Raw genomic sequence first — 21,915 nt, forward strand, 5'->3', positions numbered from 1 at the left:
TCACCGCGTCCCGAACATCCGGTCGCCCGCGTCACCAAGACCCGGCACGATGTAGCCGTGCTCGTTCAGCCGCTCATCCACCGCCGCCGTCACGATGGGCACGTCCGGATGCGCCGCCTGCATCCGCGCGATCCCCTCGGGGGCCGCCAGCAGGCACATGAAGCGGATGTTCCTTGCGCCCGACTTCTTCAGAAGGTCGATCGCCGCGACCGAGGAGTTGCCCGTGGCCAGCATCGGGTCGAGCGTGATGACCAGCCGTTCCTCAAGCTCCGCGGGCACCTTGTAGTAGTACTGTACCGGCTGAAGCGTCTTTTCATCCCGGTAAAGCCCGACGAAGCCGACCCTGGCCGCCGGCATCAGTTCCAGCACCCCGTCCAGAAGCCCGTTTCCCGCCCTGAGGATCGAGATCAGCGCAGGCTTCTTCCCGGCCAGCGTCGGCGCCTCCATCGGGCCAAGCGGCGTCTCGATGTGCTTCGTCGTCATCTCCATCTCGCGCGTGATCTCGTAGGCGAGAAGCTGGCTGATCTCGCGCAGGAGCCTGCGGAAGGAATTGGTCGAGGTCTCCTTGTCGCGCATGATGGTCAGCTTGTGCTGCACCAGCGGATGGCGGACGACGTTCAGGTGCTCAAGCATGCGCGCTCTCCAGTTTCTTCAGAATCGTGTCTTTCGTGGCCGGGTCGCAGAATGCAGCCTCGGCCGAGGTTCTGGCAATGGTCGCGAACACGCCGGCGTCCCAGTCGAACGCATCGGCGAGGCGTTCGTATTCGCGCGCCATGGTGGTGTGGAAGAACGGCGGATCGTCGGTAGAGATGGTGACCTTCACGCCGCGGTCGAACAGGCGCCCGACCGGATGCTGCCGCCAGCCGGGGTAGAGGCCAAGCGCGATGTTCGACCCCGGACAGACTTCGAGTACGGTGCCGTGTTCTGCAAGTTCATCCACCAGCGCCAGATCCTCGATCGCGCGCACGCCGTGGCCGATGCGCTCGACGCCAAGGTCGCGGATCGCGTCGCGCACGCTGTCCGGGCCGCCCCACTCGCCGGCGTGGCAGGTCAGCCGCAGCCCCGCCTCGCGCGCGGCGTCGAAGGCCCAGGCGAAGTCCTTCGGCTTGCCGATCTTCTCATCCCCGGCAAGGCCGAAACCTACGATCCAGTCGCCCGCCGTCTCGGCCGCGCAGATCGCGGTTTCCTTCGCCTTCTCCGGGCCGAAGTGGCGGATCGGCGTGACGATCCCGCGCAGCACGATGCCGTCCTGCCGCTCGGCCTCCTCCGCCGCCTCGCGGATCGCGTGCAGGTATTCCTGCCAGGCGCCGACATCGCGCCCGCCGCAGAAATCGGGGCTGAGGAAGGTTTCGCAGTAGATTACGCCGCTTGCAGCACTTTCCTCAAGCACCGCGCGGGTCAGGCGGTGATAGTCACCGGGCGTCTTCAGCGTCTCGGTCGCCGCCTCATAGACCTTCAGGAAGTGCCAGAAGTCGATGTAGCTGTAGTTGCCCCGCGCGTCGAAGATGCCGGAGATGTCCATCTTCTTCTCCGCCGCCAGACCACGGATGAACGCGGGCGGCGCTGCCCCTTCGAGGTGCAGGTGCAGTTCGATCTTGGGCAGCGTGTCGGTCATCCGGTCCTTCCTCGTGCCGGGGCGGTCGCCCTGCGCTTCGCCTTCGGGGCGCCGGCGCCCGTCTTACGCGGGCGGCGCGCCCATGGCCAGACTTCAGAGAAAGCTCTTCCCCAGCCCTTGCGACTGCACGCCCAGATGTTCGGCGATCGAAGCGGCGACATCGACGAAGCCGACCTGCCCGATGGCGCGCGCGCCGGCGCCATGGCCAAGGACCGGCACCCTTTCGCGGGTGTGATCGGACCCGGCCCAGGTCGGATCGTTGCCGTGATCGGCGGTGAAGATCGCCAGATCGTCCGGCCTCAGCGCGGCCAGGAACTCCCCCGCGCGGCGGTCGAACCATTCGAGTGCGCGGGCATAGCCCGACACGTCGCGGCGGTGGCCATAAAGCGTGTCGAACTCCACGAAGTTCGTAAAGGTCAAGGAACCTTTCTCTGCTTCGGCGGAAAGCGCCATAAGATGTTCGAAAAGTGCAAGGTCATTGCCCTTGCGCACCTCGCTGATCCCGCGTCGGGAAAAGATGTCGCCGATCTTGCCGATGCCGTAGACCTTGCGCCCGGCCCCGGCAAGCCAGTCGCAGAGCGTGGGCGCGGGCGGGGCGATGGCGTAGTCGTGCCGGTTCGCCGTGCGGCGGAAGTTGCCGCAGGTGCCGGTGAAGGGCCGCGCGATCACCCGCCCCACCTTCATCGCATGGAGCGTGGGGGCGATATCCTCGCAAAGCTTCAGCAGGCGGGAAAGGCCGAAGGTCTCCTCGTGCGCGGCGATCTGGAAGACGCTGTCGGCCGAGGTGTAGCAGATCGGCCAGCCCGTCCGCATGTGCTCGGCGCAATGTTCCTCGATGATCGGCACGCCCGAGGCGTGGCAGTTGCCAAGCGTGCCCCCGGTTCCGGCCAGGCGGGCGACCTCGCCCATCAGGTCCTGCGGAAAGGCCGGGACGGTGTTGGGGAAATAGTGCCAGTCCCAGGGCACAGGCACCCCGGCCAGTTCCCAGTGACCCGAGGGCGTGTCCTTGCCCTTCGACACCTCGGTGGCCACCCCCCAGAGGCCCCGCGGTTCCGCCTCAAGCCCCGGCGCGGCGGCGCCGGAGGCAAGACGAATCGCGGCGCCAAGGCCCAGCGCGTCGAGATTGGGCATCGAAAGGGGGCCGCTCCTGCCCTCCTCCGCCCGGCCCGAGGCGCAGGCCTCGGCGATGTGGCCAAGGGTGTTGGCGCCGGTGTCGGGCAGGTCGCCGTTGAAGAAGGCATCCGCGTCGGGCGCGCCGCCGCAGCCGGCGCTGTCGAGGACGATCAGGAAGGCGCGCGCCATCAGCCCACCCGTTCGTGGATCAGGGGCGGTTCTTCCGGCGCCGCGTCGCAAAGGCGGAAGGCGGCCCGGACGGCGGCAACGGCGCGCTCGGCCTCCGCGGCAGTGGCGGCGTGCACCCGCGCCAGCGGCTCATGGCGGTCGACGGGTTCGCCCACCGGCAGAAGGTCCGAAAGCCCGACGGTCGGATTGATGCGGTCGCCGCCGCGCAGCCGGCCGCCGCCCAGATGGACGACGGCATGGCCCAGCGCCTCGGTGTCGATCTCGGCCACGAAACCGGCCATGTCGGCGGGAACGTCACGCACGATGGCGGCCGCGGGAAGGCGGTCCGGATAGCGTTCGACGAAATCCGCCGGTCCGCCAAGCGCCGCGACCATGCGCCCGAAAACCTCGGCCGCGCGGCCCGATTCCAGCGCCTCCTCGATCTGGTCCTCCCCCTCCTCGGCGGTGCCGGCAAGGTTGGCGAGAACGAGCGCTTCGCCCCCGAGCGCGACGGTCACATCCCAGAGCGCCTGATTGACGGAGGCGCCGGTCAGCGTCTCCATCACCTCCAGCACCTCGAGCGCGTTGCCCGCGGTCGAGGCGAGCGGCTGGCTCATGTCGGTGATCAGCGCCGCGGTCCGGCATCCGGCGCCGTTCGCCGTGGAGACCAGCGATTGCGCCAGCGCGCGGGCATCCTCCATCGTCTTCATGAAGGCGCCGGAGCCGACCTTGACGTCAAGCACCAGCGCCTCCAGCCCTGCGGCCAGCTTCTTCGACAGGATCGAGGCGGTGATGAGGTCGATGCTTTCCACCGTCCCGGTGACGTCGCGGATGGCGTAAAGCCGCCGGTCGGCCGGCGCGATGTCGGAAGAGGCCGCGACGATGGCGCAGCCGACCTCGGCCACGACCCGGTGCAGGTCATCCGCGCCAAGGTCGGTGCGGTAGCCGGGGATGGATTCGAGCTTGTCGACGGTGCCCCCGGTGTGGCCGAGGCCGCGGCCGGAGATCATCGGCACGTAGGCCCCGCAGGCCGCGAGCGCGGGCGCGAGCAGGAGCGAGGTTGAATCGCCGATGCCGCCGGTCGAATGCTTGTCGACGACCGGGCCCGGCAGGGACCAGGCCATCACCTGCCCCGAATCGCGCATGGCCAGCGTCAGGCCGACGCGATCCCCGGCCGAAAGACCCTTGAGGAGAACCGCCATCGCGAAGGCCCCCGCCTGCGCGTCGGTGACCTCGCCGGAGGCGAGCCCGGCCGCGAACCACCGCGCCGAATCGGCCGGAAGCCCGCGCCCGTCGCGCAGGGCCGCGATGATGCTGCGGGCATCCATCAGCTGCGGTCCATGTGGCTGGCGTCGAAGCGGCCGGGCAGAAGGTCGCCCACCGTCGTCAGGAGCGTGGTGCCGTCGGTCGTGGCCAGCATCACCGGCGTGTCGTGGCGCGCGAACTCCGCAAGCTTCTGGCGGCAGCCGCCGCAGGGGGGGACCGGCGCGGGACTGTCGGCGATGACGGCGACCGCCACGATCTCGGTATCGCCCGCGGCGATCATCGCGGCGATGGCGCCGGCCTCGGCGCAGGTGCCTTCGGGGTAGGCCACGTTCTCGACGTTGCAGCCGGAGTGGACGCGGCCCGAGGCGGAACGGACCGCCGCCCCCACCTTGAAACGCGAATAGGGCGCGTAGGCGTTTTCACGCACCGCGCGCGCGGCGGCGAGAAGGGCGAGAGTTTCGTCGTCTGCGGACATGGGCGGCCCCGTTCCTGACCATCCGGTCATGTATCGCCCCAATCCGCCGCCGGGGCAAGCGGCGAGGCCGGGGAGGCGCTGCCTCCCCGGACCCCTCCGGAGTATTTCCGCCAGAATGAAGGGGTCAGACGGGGGTGGTGGTGAAAGGACCGGGCAGCGAAACCTCGAGCAGTTCGAAGTCGGCGGTGGGATCGGCCCATGTCGTGGCCATGCCCGGCGGGATGACGAAGGCATCGCCCCGGGCGAGGCGGAAGGGCTCCTTGTCTTCGCCGTGAAGCGTCATTTCGCCGCCCATGACGAAGCCGAAGAGGATGTCTGCGTCGTGGCGCGCGGGCACCGGCGTGCCCTTGCCCCGGCGCACGACCTGCACGCCGGCAACGCCGCGGGTGTTGAGGGCGACGGTGGTGTCGCGGCAGATGTAGCCGGGCAGGCGGAAATCCTGCCAGGTCGCGTCCTTCGCGAGGTTGTGGACGAACTTCTGTCCGTCCCATTCGCGGTCCGGGCGGACGTCCGGGGTCGGCAGGTCCATCTCGTGGTCGATCTCGGTGATGTGTTCGGCCGGCACGCCGATCTCCACCACTTCTATGTCGTCGCCCGCCTCGACCACGCGGTGGCGGATGCGGGGAGGCTGGATGAAGCAGTCGCCGGCATGGATGCGCCGGAGCCCGCCCTGATCCTCGTAAAGCACGTCGACCCAGCCGTTGACGCAGAAGATGAGCTGGAAGCCGACCTTGTGGAAATGCACCATGTCCGGGACCTTGCCGTCCGGGACACGGATGTGGCTGGCGATGATCGCCCCGCCGAGGCGCGAGGGCACGAGGTCGCGGTAGGCCATGCCGGCGCGGCCGATGACCCAGGGGGCCTGGTCGGCGAGGCGACGGACGACGAAGGCATGTTCGGTCGGCGGCAACACGAGGGGCGGGTTCAACTCGTCGATCTCGACCGTGGTGCCGCCCGGTGCGGTCAGCCGGCGTTCGCCGCCCGCCACCGTGTCGGGGACGTCGGTCAGGATGCGCAGGTGGCCGGGCGCGGCCTTCGCCCCCTGATCGAGGCGCACGCGCAGGCCGTGGCCGGAGAAGACCGCGACAACGGGGTTGTCGGCGGGATAGATCATGTCCATCCTCATCCCGAGGGTCCGGGTGAAGAACGGCAGATCCTGCCGAAGGTCCGTCGTGGGCAACAGCACTTCGGCGCGGGTTTCGGTCATCTTTCGGCTCCTTCCCCGGCGGTCCGGTTGCGGGCCAGTGTTTCCGTGCGCGCGGCGAATTCAAGCAGATTCTTGTAGGCGCACGCGGGGGGACATGGTAAGGGCCGGAGAGGACAATGTTTTAGTTTAGCATTAAACTATAATGGGAGGGATCATGGAGGAAACGCGCCAGGACAACGCCCGCCAGGCGGCACTCGACTATCACGAGTTTCCCAAGCCGGGAAAGCTCGAGATCCGCGCGACCAAGCCGATGGCCAATGGCCGCGACCTGAGCCGGGCCTATTCGCCCGGCGTGGCCGAAGCCTGCCTGGAGATCCGGGCGGACCCCGCCACCGCCCGGCGCTATACAGCGCGCGGCAACCTGGTGGCGGTGGTGTCGAACGGAACCGCTGTTCTGGGCCTGGGAAACATCGGCGCGCTGGCCTCCAAGCCGGTGATGGAGGGCAAGGCCGTCCTGTTCAAGAAATTCGCCAACATCGACTGCTTCGACATCGAGGTGAACGAGGCGGACCCGGAAAAGCTGGCCGATATCGTCTGCGCGCTGGAGCCGACCTTCGGCGCGATCAACCTCGAGGACATCAAGGCGCCGGATTGTTTCATCGTTGAACGACTTTGCAGGGAACGCATGAACATCCCCGTCTTCCACGATGATCAGCACGGCACCGCGATCGTCGTCGGGGCGGCGGCGAGCAACGCGCTGCATGTGGCGGGCAAGCGGTTCGAGGAGATCAAGGTGGTCTCGACCGGCGGCGGGGCGGCGGGGATCGCCTGCCTCGACATGCTCCTCAAGCTCGGGGTGCGGCGCGAGAATGTCTGGCTTCTGGACCTGGACGGGCTGGTCTACCACGGCCGCAGGGAACAGATGAACCCGCAGAAGGCGGCCTACGCGCAGGGGGCGACACCGGCGACGCTGGACGAGGTGATCGAAGGTGCGGACCTGTTCCTGGGCCTGTCGGGTCCGGGCGTCCTCAAGCCCGCGATGGTGCAGAAGATGGCGCCCCGCCCCATCGTCTTCGCGCTGGCCAACCCGACGCCGGAGATTCTGCCCGATGAGGTGCGCGCGGTCGCGCCTGACGCGATCATCGCCACCGGGCGCAGCGATTTTCCCAACCAGGTCAACAACGTCCTCTGCTTCCCCTTCATCTTCCGCGGCGCGCTTGACGTCGGCGCGACCACGATCAACGACGAGATGGAGATTGCCTGCGTCGCCGGCATCGCGGCACTCGCCCGCGCCACCACCAGCGCCGAGGCGGCGGCCGCCTACCGCGGCGAGAAGCTGAGCTTCGGGCCGGATTACCTGATCCCGAAGCCCTTCGACCCGCGCCTGATCGGCGTTGTCGCCTCGGCGGTGGCGCGGGCGGCGATGGAGACCGGCGTGGCGACGCGCCCGATCGAGAATCTTGACGCCTACAAGCAGAAGCTGGACGGGTCGGTCTTCCGCTCCGCCCTCATCATGCGGCCGGTGTTCGAGGCGGCGCGGTCGGCCACGCGCAAGATCATCTTCGCCGAGGGCGAGGACGAGCGCGTGCTGCGCTGCGCCAACGCGATGCTGGAGGAGATGACGGACCGTCCGATCCTGATCGGCCGGCCCGAGGTGATCGAGCGGCGCTGCGAACGGGCGGGCCTGCCGATCCGGCCCGGCACCGATTTCGAGATCATCAACCCCGAGAACGACCCGCGCTACCGCGACTACTGGGGCACCTATCACCAGCTGATGGAGCGGCGCGGCGTGACGCCGGACATCGCCCGGGCGCTGGTCCGGACCAACACCACCGCCATCGCCGCCATCGCGGTGCACCGGGGGGACGCGGACAGCATGATCTGCGGCACCTTCGGCCAGTATCTCTGGCACCTGAACTATGTCACCCAGTTGCTGGCGCGCGACGGGCTGACCCCGCACGGGGCGCTGTCGCTGATGATCCAGGAGGATGGGCCGCTGTTCATCGCCGACACGCATGTGAATGCGGTACCCACGCCCGAACAGATCGCGACCACGATCTGCGGCGCGGCGCGCCATGCCCGCCGCTTCGGGGTGACACCCAGGGTGGCGCTCTGCTCGCATTCCAACTTCGGCAACCTCGACACCGACTCCGGGCGCCGGATGCGGGCGGCGATGGACCTGCTGGACGCGAGGGGGGCCGATTTCTGCTACGAAGGGGAGATGTCGGCCGATGCCGCGCTCGATCCTGACCTGCGGGCACGCATCTTCCCGAATTCACGGATGGAGGGGCCGGCCAACATCCTCGTCTTCGCCTATACGGATGCCGCGAACACCGCGCGCAACATGCTCAAGATGAAGGCGAACGGGCTGGAGGTCGGGCCGCTTCTGATGGGGATGGGGAACCGGGCGCATATCGTGACCCCGTCGATCACCGCGCGGGGGCTTCTGAACATGTCCGCCATCGCGGGCACGCCGGTATCGCTTTACAGCTGAGGGAGGGCCTGCGCCCTCCCCCCTTTTCGCGGGCTTCAGGCGAGCGCGATGTTGATCGCGCTTTCGCGGCCGTCCCGGCCGGCCTGGACATCGAAGGTGACCTTCTGTCCGTCCTTGAGTTCGCGGATCCCCGCACGCTCCAGCGCGGTGATGTGGACGAACACGTCCTTGTTTCCGCCTTCGGGGGCGATGAAGCCGAAACCCTTGGTGGCGTTGAACCATTTCACGGAGCCGCTGGCCATCGTGAATACTCCTGTCAAAACCCGCCCGCGGAATGCGGCGGTCCGGCGCAGTCAGTGCAAGATCGAGACTGGCCGAATACGGAGACAGTGGACGATAGAGGTAACGACGCGGCGCCCATATGCGATGATCCGGCCTTTCTGGCAAGGGGATTCGCGACCTGTGGCCCCCCGAAGGCGGCAGGGTCCGGGGCCGCGCACGCCTTGCTGGGGCACGCCGCAAGCCCCCGCGTGCCGGATCGCAGAGGCATGCCATGTTGGTACCCGCGGCCGGATTCGAACCGGCATGGCCTTCCGGCCTAGGGATTTTAAGTCCCCTGTGTCTACCGTTCCACCACGCGGGCCTGTTGTTTCAAAAGAACTTTTCTCTCTCGTCCAGTACCGTTTGTCTGCCATTCGGCCTGCCAGCTGCGACTGTTGCCTGCAGGGAACTTCGCGTGCCTGGCTACACCAAAGCACTACCGCCAGCATCGACGCCACTGCAAAAGACCACTTCTAGCGCGATTACAAGGTCATCGGGCTACGCAAGTCGCATCCAGCCGATGTCCGCCGCGATTTTTCCGGATCAGGATTTGAACCGATTGCGCAAGGTCTTGCCGGTTTCGACAACCGTGTCTGCCGATGTCTGAAGCAGTTGAGCCAGCGCATCGTTCTTGCTCGCGACACTCGCGGTTGCACTGGCAAGTGTCGAATAATCCTGGACGCAAAGGTTTGCGATCGACGGGATCGCCTTTGTGGCATAGGAAAGCCACCCGATGTTGGCGCGATTTGTCTTCAGGTCCGAGGCGAGTTGCTCAAATGCCGGCACCTTGGTGCCGAGAAGAGATCTGGCCTTCTTCTCATAGGCTTCGGCGCCGTCGACGACTTCATCCCGTCTGGCCTTCAATTCGGCGATCCTGGCTTTCATTGCCTTGATTTCACGCAGCAGGACACGCAGTTCCGCAGTCGAACTGCCATAGACATGCGCCTTGGCCATCGTGTCGTACTCTGCCTGCATCGCCTCCAGCAGGCGCTTCAATTCCTTGCTCTGCTTGTGATGCTCTGCGGCCTCGGCGGCCATCTTCGAGGCGGTCAGGATCATCACCTTTGCTACTTTCTTCAGGTTCTTCGTGTCCTGTTCCAGTTTCTTGATGCTGGGGATGTTTGTCGCGAAAAGATCCCGAATGACCTTGGCCGCCGCTTCCTGCGCCGTTACCGCGGCCTTCGAGGCGCCAACCTTGTTTTCGGTCCCGACCTTCACACCCTTGGCATCCAGCTTGTCCACTTCGCTGATCTCGAACGTATCTTTCAGCGTCGCCAGGGTTTTCTCTATCGAGGCGATGATGTCGTCGGCCTCTTTTGCCTGTCGCTTGAACTCGCGGACGCAATCCGTGATGGCCTTGGCTGCCCCGGCGATCGCCACTGCCGCCCCTGCGATGGCAACGCCCAGGGATAGAACCGCACCTGTGACCGCGACCGCGCTCGCCGCCGTCGCCCCGACGGCGGTGACCACGCACTTGTATTTCTTGACGCCTTGCTTGATCGCGATCTTCTTGCCTTCGTTCCGGTCAGCCATGTAATCCTTGATGACCGGAATGGCGGCATCGCCAATCTTGTCGTTGACCTTGACCATTTCGTTGTTGATGGTCTGCCACGCCCGGTCGATGCCGCTGTCCGTTTCGAACATTCCCTGGCTGCCGCAGGTGTCGATGAAACTTGCGATGTCATCCACAAGCTTCTCGTAGTGCTTGTCCGTGACGGCGCGCACCTTCCGCTTCAGAAGCATGTCGTCCTGAATGGCTTTCGGCGTGCTCACGTTGATGATGGATACGGTCTTGTGGAAGGGAAGCGCCCCGAACCCGATCTTGTATTTTGTCAGAATGGATTTGTAGTTCTTGTTGAGGTCCCGCCCGATGTCCTTGTCATAAACGACGTAGTCCATATCCGGCATTCGCTATGCTCCCCCATACACTGCCAGCAGAGAAGTGCCGATGGTCGACCTTGTCCGGCATTTCCCAAGCAACCTGCCGATAGGCGTCAAATTCTCCTGACGGGTTCGTGAGGGCAAGCATTTTCTGTTTCAGGCGTCCTCTGTTCTCGCAGGCTCGAAGGGCGACTTGGAACGAGAGCCCAACCGCCACGATCTTCTCCGTGGCTCACCCATGGTCCACCTCGTTCTGCCCCCCTCGGTTGGGCCGGGCCACCGTAGGACCCTCAGGCTTCTGCATCGGCAAATCGAGCCGGCCGCGTCAGCCACTCAGAGGCCGCGTTCCTTGACCGCCTCCATCACCACGAAGGTGGAGGTCGAGGCGACATGCGGGAGCGAGGAGATGCGTTCACCGAGGACGCGTCGGTATTCGCTGATGTCCCCGGTCCGGACCTTGAGGAGATAGTCGAAGCTTGACGCCATCATGTGGCATTCCTCGATCTCCGCCACGCCCTGCACCGCGCGGTTGAAGGCCTGGAGCGCGCTTTCGCGGGTGTCCGACAGGCGCACCTCGACAAAGGCGACATGGGCAAGGCCCATGCGGATCGGGTTCAGGACGGCGCGATAGCCGGCGATGACGCCCGCATCCTCCAGCCGCTTGACCCGCGCCTGGGTCGGCGTTTTCGACAGCCCGATCCGCCGCGCAAGCTCGGTGACGGGCAAGCGCCCCTCCAACGCCAGTTCGCGCAGAATCGCGGCATCGAAGCGGTCCATATCGGGAAGGTCACTTGGCATACGTTTTCCGCAAAAATCAGGCAGTCTGCCTATCCGTGGACATTCTTCGGGAAGAATGCCCTTCGGTCAAGCGATATCATGGGTCAAACGTCAGGAGGATTTCATGGACGCGCTCTGGCACAGGATCGAAACCGGCTCGCTTGCCCCCGAAGGCCCGCTGCTGGCGCGGCTGATCGCCGACGCCGGCCTTTCGGCCGAGGATCGCGGGCGCATCGTGACGAAGGGCGCCGACCTCGTGCGCCGCATCCGCGCGGACGTGCGGCCGGGGCTGATGGAGGTGTTCCTCGCCGAATACGGGCTGTCGACCGAGGAGGGCATCGCGCTGATGTGCCTGGCCGAGGCGCTGTTGCGCGTGCCCGACGCCGAGACGATGGACGCGCTGATCGAGGACAAGATCGCGCCGTCGGACTGGGGCAAGCACTTGGGCCGCTCCGCCTCGCCGCTGGTCAACGCCTCGACCTGGGCCCTGATGCTGACCGGCAAGGTGCTGGAGGAGAAGGAGCCGGGCGTCGTCGGGCACCTGCGCAACGCCGTCCGCCGGCTGGGCGAGCCGGTGATCCGCAAGGCGGTGTCGCGGGCGATGAAGGAGATGGGCAAGCAGTTCGTGCTGGGCGAGACCATCGCCGACGCGATGGACCGCGCCGCGACGATGGAGGCCGACGGCTACACCTATTCCTACGACATGCTGGGGGAGGCTGCGAAGACGGCGGGCGACGCACGCCGCTATGCCGACGCCTACGCCCGCGCAATCTCGGCAATCGCGTCGGCCTGCCGGTCCGACGACATCGGGGTGAACCCCGGCATCTCGGTCAAGCTGTCCGCGCTGCATCCCCGCTACGAGGTCGCACAGGAAGCCCGCGTCATGGCCGAGCTTGTGCCAGTGGTCCGCACCCTCGCGCGGCAGGCGGCCGAGGCGCGCATGGGCTTCAACATCGACGCGGAGGAGGCCGACCGCCTGACCCTGTCGCTGAAGGTGATCGAGGCGGTTCTGGCGGACGACGCGCTGAAGGGCTGGCACGGGTTCGGCGTGGTCGTGCAGGGCTACGGCCGCCGCGCCGGTGCCGTGATCGACTGGCTTCACGCACTGGCGGCAAGGCTCGACCGCAAGATCATGGTCCGCCTCGTCAAGGGCGCCTACTGGGACGCCGAGGTGAAGCGTGCGCAAGTCATGGGCCTGACCGATTTCCCCGTCTTCACCCGGAAAGAGGCGACCGATGTCTCCTACATCGCGAACGCGCGCCGGCTTCTTGGCCTGACCGACCGCATCTATCCGCAGTTCGCGACGCACAACGCCCACACCGTCGCCGCGATCCTCGACATGGCGGGCGACAAGGCGGCGTTCGAATTCCAGCGCCTGCACGGCATGGGCGAACGGCTCCATGACATCGTTCACCGGGACGAGGGCACGCGCTGCCGCATCTACGCCCCCGTCGGCGCGCATCGCGACCTCTTGGCTTACCTTGTCCGCCGTCTTCTGGAAAACGGCGCCAACTCCTCCTTCGTGCACCAGATCGTCGACATGGAGGTCGCGCCCGAGACGGTCGCCGCGGACCCGTTCGCGGCGGTCGAGGTGATGCTGCCCGAGGTGGCCAACCGCGTCATCCGCAAGGGGCCGGACCTGTTCACGCCCGAACGGCGCAACTCCGAAGGGTTCGATCTGACCGACGCGCCGACGCTGGCGCGGATCGACGCGGCGCGTGACGAACACTCTGCGACCGACTTCTCCGGCCAGCCGCTGATCTGCGGCAAGGTCAAGGGGCTGGCGCCGCGCGCCGCCTTGAACCCTGCCACCGGCGCGCGCGTGGGCCGCGTCACCGACGCCGCCCCCGAGGACGTGGAAACCGCACTGGCCGCCGCGCGCCCCTGGTCCGCCCCGGTCGAGGAGCGGGCGCGCATCCTGAACCGCGCCGCCGACCTTTATGAGGAAAACTTCGGCCCCTTCTTCGCGCTTCTGGCGCGCGAAGCGGGCAAGACCCTGCCCGACGCGGTGTCCGAACTGCGCGAGGCGGTGGACTTCCTGCGCTACTACGCGGCGCGCGCGAAGGCGATCACCGCGGCACCGGCGGGCGTTTTCGCCTGCATCAGCCCGTGGAACTTCCCGCTGGCGATCTTCTCGGGGCAGATCGCGGCGGCGCTGGCGACCGGCAACGCCGTGCTTGCCAAGCCCGCCGAACAGACGCCGCTGATCGCCACGCTTGCCGCGGGGCTTCTGCTGAAGGCCGGCGTTCCGGCCTCGGCCTTGCAGCTTCTGCCCGGCGACGGGGCGACGGTGGGGGCGCGGGTGACCTCGGACCCGCGCGTCAACGGCGTCTGCTTTACCGGATCGACCGAAACCGCGCTGATCATCCGCCGCGCGATGGCCGCGCATCTGGCGCCGGGCGCGCCGCTGATCGCGGAAACCGGCGGGTTGAACGCGATGATTGTCGATTCCACCGCGCTGCCCGAACAGGCCGTGCGCGATGTCATCGCCTCATCGTTCCAGTCGGCCGGGCAAAGGTGTTCGGCGCTGCGCTGCCTTTACGTGCAGGAAGACATCGCCCCCCATTTCACCGAGATGCTGTTCGGCGCGATGGAGGAACTGACGCTCGGCGATCCCTGGTCGCTTTCGACCGACGTCGGCCCCGTGATCGACGCCGAGGCCGAGGCCGGCATCCGCGCCCATGTCGAGACGGCGCGCCGGGAAGGCCGGCTCCTGCGGCAGTTGTCGGTGCCGCGCGGCGGTCATTTCATCGCCCCCTCGGTGATCCGGGTCCGCGGCATCGCCGACCTCGGGCGCGAGATTTTCGGCCCGGTCCTGCATCTGGCGACCTACCGGGCCGAGGACCTGCCCAAGGTCATCGCCGACATCAACGCCACCGGCTACGGGCTGACCTTCGGGCTGCACACCCGGATCGACAACCGCGTGCAGGAGGTGTGCGAGGCGCTGCACGTCGGCAACATCTACGTCAACCGCAACCAGATCGGCGCGGTTGTCGGCAGCCAGCCCTTCGGCGGCGAGGGGCTGTCGGGCACCGGGCCCAAGGCGGGCGGACCGGAATACCTGGCCCGCTTCACCCGGCCCGAGGCTGTCCCGCAGGCCGGGGCGGCGCAATCGGGGGCGGCGCAGGGAAGGGCCGAGCCGAAATCGGTGCAGGTCGCGCTCGACAAGGCGGGGGCGGCGGCAGAGATCGCGCGGATCGATCTGCCCGGCCCGACGGGTGAGTCGAACCGGCTGACGCTCAGCCCGCGGGCGCCTTTCCTTTGCCTTGGGCCCGGCGATGCGGCGCGGACGCAGGCCGAGGCGATCCGGGCGCTTGGCGGCCGGGCGATCACGGTGGACGGTCTGCTCGCGCCCGAGGCGCTGAAGACGCTGAAGGGATTTGCGGGCGCGCTCTGGTGGGGCGACGAGGGCACGGCCCGCGCGCTGGCGCAGGCGCTGGCCGCGCGTCCGGGGCCGATCCTGCCGCTGGTCACGGCGATGCCGGACCTTGGCCATGTGGTGATCGAGCGGCATGTCTGCGTCGACACCACCGCCTCGGGCGGGAACGCGGCGCTTCTGGCCGAGGCGGGGGCGGCCTGACAACCCGCCCGCCTACCCCTTGACGGCAGGGCGCGGATCGGAAAGCGTCGGGCGATGTTTCCGATCCGCGATCACAATCCGTCCGGCTCCACGCCCTGGGTGACCTGGGCGCTGATCCTTGCGAATGTCGCGGTGTTCCTGATCCAGATGCCCTACATGGGCAGCCCCGGCGCGCAGGCCGCGTTCTTCCGCGACTGGGCGCTTTATCCCGTCGCCGTGACGCTCGGGGGCGAATACGGCGGCATCCTGACCTCGATGTTCCTGCATGCAGGTTTCCTGCACCTGGCGGGGAACATGCTGTTTCTCTGGATCTTCGGCGACAACCTTGAGGATGCGCTGGGATCCTTCGGCTTCCTGGCCGTCTACCTGGCCGCAGGTGTCGCCGCCGCGCTGGCGCAGATCGCGGCCGACCCCTTGTCGGCGATCCCCACCGTCGGCGCCTCGGGCGCGATCGGCGGGGTGATGGGGGGCTATGTCCTTCTGTTCCCGCGCGCGCGGATCGACGTCCTGCTGATCTTCGTCGTCTTCTTCCGCGTGATCGCCGTTCCGGCCTGGCTCATGCTCGGCTTCTGGTTCGCGATTCAGGTCTTCGCTGGCCTCGGTACGCCCACCGATGGCGGGGGCGTGGCCTACTGGGCCCATGTGGGGGGATTCGCCGCAGGGCTGATCCTGACCCTGCCCGCCTGGCTCCGGCGCGGCGCGCGCGGCTACTGGCAAGTAACGCGGGGACAGCCACCGCACCCCGAGGCGGAATACACGGCGACACGGATCCCCCGCGTCAAGCGGCGGCGGTGGTAGGTGTCAGGCCGGTTCGCGCAGGAGCGTGGCGAGCGGTTCGTAAAGCTGGCCGTTCGCCGCGATCACCGAACCGCTGTCGAAGATCTCCTGCCCCTCGCGCAGGCCGGTGACGAAGCCACCCGCCTCGCGCACCAGCAGCAGGCCCGCCGCGATGTCCCAGGAATTGAGTTCGCGTTCCCAGAAGCCGTCATAGCGCCCCGCCGCGACATAGGCGAGGTCAAGCGCCGCAGCCCCCCAGCGCCGGACGCCCGCGCAGGCGGGCATCAGCCGCGCAAGGTCGCGCAGCGTGGCCGGCAGGGTCTTCTTGGTGCCGAAGGGCACGCCGGTGGCAAAGATCGCCTCGGCCATCACCTTGCGCCCCGAGACGCGGATGCGGCTGTCGTTCATCCAGGCGCCCGCGCCCTTTTCGGCCCAGAACAGTTCGTCCTTCGCCGGGTCGAGGACGACCGCCGACACGATCTCGCCCTTGTGCTCCAGCGCGATTGACACCGCCCAGTGCGGCAGGCCGTGCAGAAAGTTGGTGGTCCCGTCGAGCGGATCGACGATCCAGCGCCGGGTCGGGTCCTGGCCCGCCGCTGCGCCAGACTCCTCGCCCACCCAGCCATAGCTCGGACGGGCGGTCATCAACTCCTCGCGGATGATCTTTTCGGCGGCGATATCGGCGCGGCTGACGAAGTCGCCCGCGCCCTTCGCGGAGACCTGGAGATTCTCCACCTCGCGGAAGTCCTTGACAAGGCTGCGGCCCGCTTTGCGTGCGGCCTTGATCATCACGTTGAGGTTGGCACTGCCCTGCATCGCTGGCTTCTCCTGGATCAGCGCCTGCCTATACGCGGCCCCCGCGCGCTTGTGAAGGGCGGGGGGGCGAAAAGTTGCCGGGCGGGGCAGGTCGGCTCAGAGTGCGCCACCCTCGGCCTCGCGAAAGAAGTCCTCGGGCGAGTCCACCTCCTCAAGCCTTCTCCCCGCGATCAGCCAGAACCGCGTGCCCACCGCGCGGACGAAGGCGCGGTCGTGTGAGACGATGAGCGCCGCGGCCGCGTCCGTGGCAATTTCCGCCTCGAGCGCCTCCTGACCCTCGATGTCGAGGTGGTTGGTGGGTTCGTCGAGCAGGTAGAGGTTCGGCTTCTCGAACCTGAGGAGCAGCATCGCAAGGCGCGACCGCTGCCCGCCCGACAGTCGCCGCGTTGGCGCGGTCTGCCGGTCGATGGCGATGCCCGCCCCGGCCAGCGCCGCGCGGATCGCCTGATCGCCCGGCCGGAAGCGGTCGGCCAGCAACGCATGCGGGGTGCGGTCCAGGTCGATCTGGCCCAGATGCTGGTCGGCAACACCGGCGCGGACCGAAGGCGCCGCGCGGATCGCCCCGGCGTCGCCCTCAAGCGCGGCCCGCACGGCGGCCATCAGCCGGCTCTTGCCCGCACCGTTCGGCCCCAGCAACACCACGCGGTCGCCCGGCACGATCCACTTCCGCCCGGTGCGGAACAGAAGCCGCCCGTCCGGCGTTGCAACCGCGGCATCCTCGAAGGCCAGAAGCGCGCGGGCATGGCTGCCCGTCCCCTCCAGCCGGATCGCGCCCGCCGACCGGTCCCGGTGCGCAGGCCGCGCCGCGGCCTCGATCCGGTCGGCCCGTTCGGTCAGCTGCTTCGTCTTCGTCGTGAGAAGGTCGCTGCCGGAGTTGATGCCGATGTTCTTCAGTTTCGCGGCCTGCCGGCGCAGCTGCTGCGCCTCTTTCAGGCGGTTGTCGAAGGCGCGTGCATCCGCGGCGTCGGCCTCCTCGAGCGCTGCGCGCGCCGCCGAGAAGGGCAGCGCGAAAACCCGGCTGTCGCGTTCGCGCAAAAACAGCGTACGCGTCGTCGCCGCGTCCAGGAACGCGCGGTCATGGCTGACGATGATCGCCGCCACCGACCGCGGCAGCGCCGCGAGCCAGCGTGTCAGCACGCCGATCCGCGCGAGGTCGAGGTGGTTGGTCGGTTCGTCCAGCAGGTACAGATCAGGCTCCCCCACCGCCGCACGGGCCAGAAGGGCGGTGCGCTGCCAGCCCCCCGACAGCGCGGCCAGCGGCCGGTCGCGCAGGTCTTCGGGCACGCCCAGATCGTCCAGCGCCACATCGACGCGCCAGCCCTCGTAATCGCGCGCCTCCTCGGGCAGGCCGTCCAGCACCGCCGCGCGCAGCGTCAGTTGCAGCAGCGCGGCCGGCGGGTCCTGTTCCACCAGCGCGACCTTTGCGCCGCGGGCGCGGGTCACGCTGCCCTGCGTCGGCTCCGCCAGTCCCGCCAGCACCCGCAGGAGCGAGGATTTTCCCCGCCCGTTGGCCGCGACAAGCCCTGCGCGGTCGCCGGGGTGAAGGGTGAAGTCCAGGCCGGAAAAGAGGGGGTCGGCCAGGGTCAGGCCCAGATCGGAAACGGAAAGAAGGCTCATCGTGGTCTCGTCTGCCGGGGGTGCGGTCGCACCCGTTACCATCCTTGGCGGCGCGGAATTCCCGGCCGCCGGGGCAGACGAAGTTCGCTCAGACCTTCGCGCCGCCCCGCATCACGCCATGCGGGGCCCGGACAGGTCCGTGGGTCAGTCGCCGCGTCAAGCGGAATGTCATCGCGGCCTCCCCTTCCTGAGACGATCCAAGGGCAGCGTAGCGCGAGTGCCCTTGCCGGTCAAATCCCGCGTGCGGGCCGGAAGCTGACGAAGCGCAGCATCGCCGCCCAGCCCAGAAGCGCGATTGGCAGGCTGCCAAGGAAGATCGCGCGCGCGACCGAGGCGGCCTGATCGGCGCTGGCCGAGGCATCGAAACCCGCGCGATTGGCGAGGATGCCCATGGTCGAGGCGCCCAGCGCATAGCCAAGCCGCCCGATCGTCGGCAGCGCCGCGCTCAGCCGTTCGCCGTCCCCCTCTTCCGCCAGCCGCCCGGCGCGGCGCAGGATGAAGGACCAGGCCATGCCATAGCCCAGCCCCTCGAACGAGGCGAAGACGGCGATGAGCCACAGCGGCCCCGAAGGCACCGCATGTGCAAGGCCCGCGACGCTGGCCACCGCCAGGCTCATCCCGAGGACGATGAAGGAGGCGTCGCGCCGCTCCGGCTGACCCGAGACGGCCACGGCGGCGAGCGTCCAGGCGATCGAGATGCCTGCGACGATGTAGCCCGCGACCAGCGGTTCGGTGCCGTGGATGCGGTCCATCAGAAGCGGGCCGTAGGTCGCCAGGCCCATCATCGCTATGTTCATGGCCAGCACCATCACCAGCGCCGCGCCCGTCGGCCGCCGCACGTCAAGCGCCCCACGCGGCCAGAGCCGGTCCTCGCCGCTTTGCCCGTCAAGCCGGACGAAAAGCAGCAGCGCGCCGACCCCGCCGGCCAGCGACAGTACGGTCCAACCGGCCGAACCGGCATTGCCCGCGTAAGCCACGCCCAGCACCGCCGCGCTGAGCAGTGCCAGGCGCCGGGCGGGCAGGCGTGCCGCCCCGGTGGCTGGCGCCGGCGCGGCCGCGGCGGAAATGCCGAAGCGGAACCAGAGCGCCAGGGCCGCCGCCTGAAGCGCGAAGGCCAGGAACCCGGCCCGCCAGCTGCCCCAGGTCACGAAGACGCCCCCGACCAGCGGCCCGGCAAAGGCCGAGGCGCCCCAGGCCACCGACATGGCGGCGAAGGCCCGCGGCATCATCCGGCGGGGGAACAGCTGCGTCACGGCGACGAACGACAGAGAGGTCAGACCGCCCCCGCCCAGCCCCTGTGCGACCCGCCCCGCCAGCAGGACCGGCATCGAGGGCGCCGCGGCGCTGATCACGCAGCCCAGCCCGACCAGAAGGGCCGCCGCGACCATCGGCGCCCTGAGCCCGAACCTGAGCGCCACCAGCCCGCTCGCCGCCCCCGCCACGATCGATCCGGTATCGTACAGCGCGAAGTTCCAGGCCACGATCCGGTCGCCGCCGATCTCGGCGACGATGGCGGGCATCATCGTCGTGACCACCAGCGCGTCGGCCGCGTGCAGCCAGACGCCCAGGCAGCAAAGAAGCATCGCTGCGGCGTGGCGACCGCGCAGCACCTCGGCCCAGCTGACGTGATCGTCCCTTGCCGCCTGCATGGCCTGCGTCCCGCCCTGCCCGTGTCAGAGCGGCCGCAGGTCGACCAGGGTCGTCTGCGCCGTCGGCCCCTGCGCGATGCGCGAGGTGCCGATGTCGCGCGTCAGCACGTTCGGGTTGCCTTGCGTGTCGCGCCCCTGCCCGTCCGGACGATACCACGCGCCGGTGGGCAGGATCAGCACGCCCGGCACCACATCGGCGCTCAGCCGCGCGCGGGCCAGGCAACTGCCCCGGTCGTTGAATACCTCGACCAGCGCGCCCTCGGCGATGCCGCGCCGGGCGGCCTCGTCGGGGTGCAGGTTGACCCGCATCGGCCGCGCGTCGGGTTCATCCGCCAGCGCCGCCTCAAGCTGCGAATGCAGCTTGTCGGCGGGCTGCGGCGACAAGAGGTGCAGGCGGAACCGGTCGCGCGTACCGGCCCATTCGGTCGGCTCGATCCAGACGGCATGGCCCGGACAATGCGCATAGCCCATCGCCGCGATGGTGTCGGAAAAGACCTCGATGCGCCCCGACGGCGTCGGCAGGGGATGCGCGCCGGGATCGCGACGGAAGGCGGCGAGCGGGCTTTCGGCGGGCTGCGGGGCGGGATCGATCCGCGCCCAGTTGCGCGCCTTCAACGCCGCAAGGTCAGGCACCTCGACGCCCTCCGCCGCGCTTTTGGCGCGGAAATCCTTGTAAAGGCGGGCGATCCAGTCCGCGGCCGACAGCCCTTCGGTAAAGACCTCCTCGGCGCCCAGCCGCGCGGCAAGGCCCCGGAAGATCTCGAAGTCGTCGCGCGCCTCGCCCTGCGGCGCGATCAGTTGCGGCATGTGGAAGATGTAGGGATCGGTGCCTTCGCGCCCGAAATCCTCGCGCTCATAGGGGGTGGTGGCGGGAAAGACGATGTCGGCGCGACGCGCGGTCGCGGTCCACCAGGGATCGTTCACGATCACGCAATCGGGCTTGTCCCAGGCCCGCTCCAGCCGCCTGAGGTCCTGATGGTGGTGATAGGGATTGCCGCCTGCCCACATGATCAGCCGGATGTCGGGATAGGTCCGGTCCTCGCCGTTGTACTGGTAGGGCATGCCGGGGTGCAGGAGCATGTCGGCGATCCGCGCGACCGGAATCGTGGTTCCGACCGGGTTGCTCAACTGCGGCAGGGCGCCCCCGCCCAGCCGGCGGAAGGGCCCGGTGCCGCCGCCGTCCGTGGTGCCGTAGCCTTCGCCGAAGCCGCCGCCCGGCAGGCCGATCTGGCCCAGCATGGCGGCCAGCGTCGCCCCCGCCCAGTAGGGTTGTTCGCCGTTTTCCGCCCGCTGCACCGACCAGGACATGGCAATCAGCGTGCGTGTCGTGGCCATGCGTTCGGCCAGCGCGGCGATCTTGCCGGCGGGAACGCCGCAGATCGCCGCCGCCCAGCCTGCGTCCTTCGCCAGCCCGTCCGTTTCGCCCAGAAGGTAGGCGCGGAACCGGTCGTAGCCCGCCGCGCAGCGGTCGAGGAAGGCGCGGTCCACCCGTCCCGTGCGTTCCAGTTCATGCGCAAGGCCGAGGATCAGGGCGGTATCGGTCCCCGGGATGACGGGCAGCCATTCCGCGAAATCGGGGCTGTCGCCGCGCTGCGGGCTGACGTTGACGAGGCGCCCGCCGCCCGCGCCGAAGGCGCGCAGGTGCGCGCCCGTCCGGTGCGCGCCGGTGCCGCCGGGGTTCACCTGTGCGTTCTTGGTGTTGATCCCGCCGAAGGCAACCAGCGTTTCGGTATGTTCCACGATCGCGGACCAGCGTTCCTGTACCGCGTAGTGGAACTCGGTCTCGCTCCAGCCGAAGATGTGGGGGATCATCACCTCGGCCGCGCTGAGCGAATAGCTGCCCTTGTGCGCGACGTAACCGCCGATGCTGTTGAGGAAGCGGTGCAACTGGCTTTGCGCGTGGTGAAAGCGCCCCGCGCTCGACCAGCCGTAGGAGCCGCCGTAGATCGCGCCGTTGCCGTGGACGCGGCGGATGCGGCCGATCTCCTCAGCCGCGATGTCGAGCGCCTCGTCCCAGGGCATCTCGACGAAATCGTCGCGCCCCGCACCGCGCGCGCGGTCGCCCCGGAGCCAGCCCTTGCGGACCGAGGGGCGTGCCACGCGGTCGGCGTGGTGCACCGCCTTGGGCAGGATACGGGCGATGGGCGAGGGGTCCGGGTCTTCCTCGAACGGTTCGACGCGGACAATCCGGCCCCCTTCGGTGTAGACCCGTGCCGCACCCCAATGGGCCGACGTCACCTTGCCCAGATCGTCCGCCATGCCGTCCTCTCCCCGCGCTG

The 21,915-nt window shown here is 68.5% G+C and carries 16 protein-coding genes and 1 tRNA gene; 3 read left to right on the plus strand and 14 right to left on the minus strand.

Translation table 11 applies throughout. From position 1 onward, the window contains the following. The 6 genes from upp to N5I32_RS08980 all read right to left on the minus strand — a co-directional run bounded on the left by upp (position 1) and on the right by N5I32_RS08980 (position 5,844). Positions 1 to 633: a uracil phosphoribosyltransferase gene (gene upp, locus N5I32_RS08955; RefSeq protein WP_261495056.1), complete on the minus strand. Its 633-nt coding sequence runs from the start codon at positions 631 to 633 to the stop codon at positions 1 to 3. Continuing rightward, entirely contained in the window at positions 626 to 1,615 is a 990-nt protein-coding gene (locus N5I32_RS08960; protein ID WP_261495057.1) for an adenosine deaminase, read from the minus strand. The genes upp and N5I32_RS08960 overlap by 8 nt, the downstream gene beginning before the upstream one ends. Before the next feature lie 93 nt (positions 1,616 to 1,708). Continuing rightward, positions 1,709 to 2,917, minus strand: coding sequence for a phosphopentomutase (locus tag N5I32_RS08965; RefSeq protein ID WP_261495058.1), 1,209 nt, complete (start codon positions 2,915 to 2,917; stop codon positions 1,709 to 1,711). Continuing rightward, entirely contained in the window at positions 2,917 to 4,224 is a 1,308-nt protein-coding gene (locus N5I32_RS08970) for a thymidine phosphorylase (protein WP_261495059.1), read from the minus strand. The genes N5I32_RS08965 and N5I32_RS08970 overlap by 1 nt, the downstream gene beginning before the upstream one ends. After that, positions 4,224 to 4,637 (minus strand): cytidine deaminase, encoded by a 414-nt coding sequence (gene cdd / locus N5I32_RS08975; RefSeq protein ID WP_261495060.1) that lies wholly within the window; start codon positions 4,635 to 4,637, stop codon positions 4,224 to 4,226. Before cdd ends, N5I32_RS08970 begins: the two co-directional genes overlap by 1 nt. A gap of 124 nt (positions 4,638 to 4,761) precedes the next feature. After that, complete coding sequence (locus tag N5I32_RS08980; RefSeq protein WP_261495061.1) at positions 4,762 to 5,844, minus strand: cupin domain-containing protein; 1,083 nt, start codon at positions 5,842 to 5,844, stop codon at positions 4,762 to 4,764. A 154-nt stretch (positions 5,845 to 5,998) separates the two neighbouring features. On the opposite strand from N5I32_RS08980, the gene N5I32_RS08985 reads away from it, so the two are divergent. After that, a complete protein-coding gene (locus tag N5I32_RS08985) occupies positions 5,999 to 8,278 on the plus strand; it encodes an NADP-dependent malic enzyme (protein WP_261495062.1) in 2,280 nt (759 codons plus the stop codon). A 35-nt stretch (positions 8,279 to 8,313) separates the two neighbouring features. On the opposite strand, the gene N5I32_RS08990 is transcribed toward N5I32_RS08985, so the two are convergent. The 4 genes from N5I32_RS08990 to N5I32_RS09005 form a co-directional block, all read right to left on the minus strand. Further along, a complete protein-coding gene (locus N5I32_RS08990) occupies positions 8,314 to 8,520 on the minus strand; it encodes a cold-shock protein (RefSeq protein WP_261495063.1) in 207 nt (68 codons plus the stop codon). Positions 8,521 to 8,775: 255 nt separating this feature from the next. Next, positions 8,776 to 8,861, minus strand: a tRNA-Leu gene (locus tag N5I32_RS08995). Between the two features lie 221 nt (positions 8,862 to 9,082). Then, entirely contained in the window at positions 9,083 to 10,447 is a 1,365-nt protein-coding gene (locus N5I32_RS09000) for a hypothetical protein (protein WP_261495064.1), read from the minus strand. Between the two features lie 306 nt (positions 10,448 to 10,753). Next, positions 10,754 to 11,218 carry an Lrp/AsnC ligand binding domain-containing protein gene (locus N5I32_RS09005; protein WP_261495065.1) on the minus strand — a complete coding sequence of 155 codons (465 nt, stop codon included), beginning with the start codon at positions 11,216 to 11,218 and terminating at the stop codon, positions 10,754 to 10,756. 103 nt (positions 11,219 to 11,321) lie between these two features. Between N5I32_RS09005 and putA the strand changes: the two genes are divergently transcribed. After that, on the plus strand, positions 11,322 to 14,777 hold the full coding sequence (putA, locus tag N5I32_RS09010) for a bifunctional proline dehydrogenase/L-glutamate gamma-semialdehyde dehydrogenase PutA (RefSeq protein ID WP_261495066.1): 3,456 nt from the start codon (positions 11,322 to 11,324) through the stop codon (positions 14,775 to 14,777). Positions 14,778 to 14,831: 54 nt separating this feature from the next. Next, a complete protein-coding gene (locus N5I32_RS09015; RefSeq protein WP_261495067.1) occupies positions 14,832 to 15,575 on the plus strand; it encodes a rhomboid family intramembrane serine protease in 744 nt (247 codons plus the stop codon). A 3-nt stretch (positions 15,576 to 15,578) separates the two neighbouring features. Here N5I32_RS09015 and N5I32_RS09020 read toward each other — a convergent pair whose 3' ends face one another. The 4 genes from N5I32_RS09020 to N5I32_RS09035 form a co-directional block, all read right to left on the minus strand. After that, on the minus strand, positions 15,579 to 16,370 hold the full coding sequence (locus N5I32_RS09020; RefSeq protein WP_261495068.1) for an inositol monophosphatase family protein: 792 nt from the start codon (positions 16,368 to 16,370) through the stop codon (positions 15,579 to 15,581). Positions 16,371 to 16,466: 96 nt separating this feature from the next. After that, positions 16,467 to 17,987: an ABC-F family ATP-binding cassette domain-containing protein gene (locus tag N5I32_RS09025; protein WP_261495069.1), complete on the minus strand. Its 1,521-nt coding sequence runs from the start codon at positions 17,985 to 17,987 to the stop codon at positions 16,467 to 16,469. A gap of 230 nt (positions 17,988 to 18,217) precedes the next feature. After that, a complete protein-coding gene (locus N5I32_RS09030; RefSeq protein ID WP_261495070.1) occupies positions 18,218 to 19,636 on the minus strand; it encodes an MFS transporter in 1,419 nt (472 codons plus the stop codon). Between the two features lie 24 nt (positions 19,637 to 19,660). Next, positions 19,661 to 21,895, minus strand: coding sequence for a molybdopterin-dependent oxidoreductase (locus tag N5I32_RS09035; RefSeq protein ID WP_261495071.1), 2,235 nt, complete (start codon positions 21,893 to 21,895; stop codon positions 19,661 to 19,663). Positions 21,896 to 21,915: the final 20 nt, after the last annotated feature.

It is taken from the genome of Albidovulum sediminis, from assembly GCF_025380365.1.
Taxonomy (GTDB): domain Bacteria; phylum Pseudomonadota; class Alphaproteobacteria; order Rhodobacterales; family Rhodobacteraceae; genus Albidovulum; species Albidovulum sediminis.

Bases quoted from the DNA above. Each gene is read 5' to 3' on its own strand.
- upp (WP_261495056.1), bottom strand. From the start codon at position 633: ATGCTTGAGCACCTGAACGTCGTCCGCCATCCGCTGGTGCAGCACAAG.
- N5I32_RS08960 (WP_261495057.1), bottom strand. From the start codon at position 1,615: ATGACCGACACGCTGCCCAAGATCGAACTGCACCTGCACCTCGAAGGG.
- N5I32_RS08965 (WP_261495058.1), bottom strand. From the start codon at position 2,917: ATGGCGCGCGCCTTCCTGATCGTCCTCGACAGCGCCGGCTGCGGCGGC.
- N5I32_RS08970 (WP_261495059.1), bottom strand. From the start codon at position 4,224: ATGGATGCCCGCAGCATCATCGCGGCCCTGCGCGACGGGCGCGGGCTT.
- cdd (WP_261495060.1), bottom strand. From the start codon at position 4,637: ATGTCCGCAGACGACGAAACTCTCGCCCTTCTCGCCGCCGCGCGCGCG.
- N5I32_RS08980 (WP_261495061.1), bottom strand. From the start codon at position 5,844: ATGACCGAAACCCGCGCCGAAGTGCTGTTGCCCACGACGGACCTTCGG.
- N5I32_RS08985 (WP_261495062.1), top strand. From the start codon at position 5,999: ATGGAGGAAACGCGCCAGGACAACGCCCGCCAGGCGGCACTCGACTAT.
- N5I32_RS08990 (WP_261495063.1), bottom strand. From the start codon at position 8,520: ATGGCCAGCGGCTCCGTGAAATGGTTCAACGCCACCAAGGGTTTCGGC.
- N5I32_RS09000 (WP_261495064.1), bottom strand. From the start codon at position 10,447: ATGCCGGATATGGACTACGTCGTTTATGACAAGGACATCGGGCGGGAC.
- N5I32_RS09005 (WP_261495065.1), bottom strand. From the start codon at position 11,218: ATGCCAAGTGACCTTCCCGATATGGACCGCTTCGATGCCGCGATTCTG.
- putA (WP_261495066.1), top strand. From the start codon at position 11,322: ATGGACGCGCTCTGGCACAGGATCGAAACCGGCTCGCTTGCCCCCGAA.
- N5I32_RS09015 (WP_261495067.1), top strand. From the start codon at position 14,832: ATGTTTCCGATCCGCGATCACAATCCGTCCGGCTCCACGCCCTGGGTG.
- N5I32_RS09020 (WP_261495068.1), bottom strand. From the start codon at position 16,370: ATGCAGGGCAGTGCCAACCTCAACGTGATGATCAAGGCCGCACGCAAA.
- N5I32_RS09025 (WP_261495069.1), bottom strand. From the start codon at position 17,987: ATGAGCCTTCTTTCCGTTTCCGATCTGGGCCTGACCCTGGCCGACCCC.
- N5I32_RS09030 (WP_261495070.1), bottom strand. From the start codon at position 19,636: ATGCAGGCGGCAAGGGACGATCACGTCAGCTGGGCCGAGGTGCTGCGC.
- N5I32_RS09035 (WP_261495071.1), bottom strand. From the start codon at position 21,895: ATGGCGGACGATCTGGGCAAGGTGACGTCGGCCCATTGGGGTGCGGCA.